The organism is Vibrio sp. 2033 (genome assembly GCF_033339735.1).
In genome coordinates, this window is record NZ_JAWOVC010000185.1 from 1 (window position 1) to 877 (window position 877).

The window sequence follows — 877 nt, forward strand, 5'->3', positions numbered from 1 at the left end:
GTGGAACCTGTTATTTCCAAATTGAGGGGCTAGGGTGCAAACACGTTTTTGAGCACACAAGTGCATTCCGTTTGCATTGGTGGTTAGATCTTCTCGACTGTAACCGTCTATCTCGAATCGACCTTGCAGTCGATGACTTCCACGGCCTGTTTGGTCGTGAGTATGCAAAAAAAGCCTATGCCGATAATGCGTTTCGCACATCTGATAGGGGTTGCGGCCCTAGTGCAGGTGAGCGTTATTTTGCTGAACCTTCCGGCAAGGTTATCAATGAATCATTCGAGGTTGGCAACCGCAAATCTCGTATTTACTGGCGTATTTATAACAAGGCTGCTCAGCTTGGGCTCGATATGTTTTGGTTTAGAAGTGAGTGTGAGCTGAAGGAGATGCCAATCGACGTCCTTCTCGATATCAGCGGTTACTTCGCCGGAATTTGTGCGTATAGCGCATCTATCGTATCCAGCTCTCCAGTAAAGGTGGTTACAAAAAAGAAACAAGTTGCGCTCGATATGCACGGGCGCATTCGTTGGGCTCGTCGTCAAGTTGGCCGCACGTTAGCGGATATTGCTAAGTACTTGGATGGTGACTTGGAGAAAGTTTTCGGGTTGCTCATATCTGAGGATACGCAGGGTGATTTGCTCAACTTGCCTGATACATACAAACACATAATCAAAGAGATAATGGAGAATTAGCATGGCTGTTCGTTACGTTCTAACAGGTGGCACTTACTCAAAAGGCGTTGGTAAGCAATCCGGTAAAAAATATGAAATTGGTCGTTTGTTTGCTGGTAAGGCATTGAAGCCTTGGGAAAACGAAAACGGCTCTCAAATTGCGTTTGGTATTGAATCTGTTGAGGTTCCATTTGCGCCAAACGATGCAC

The 877-nt window shown here is 46.0% G+C and carries 1 protein-coding gene and 1 pseudogene; both read left to right on the top strand.

Annotated elements, in window-relative coordinates:
* The coding region (locus R7P74_RS25475) for a replication initiation factor domain-containing protein (RefSeq protein ID WP_318123425.1) at positions 1–689 on the top strand (689 nt) is incomplete at its 5' end.
* Position 690: 1 nt separating this feature from the next.
* Positions 691–877, top strand: a pseudogene (locus R7P74_RS25480) (hypothetical protein); the annotation flags it as partial.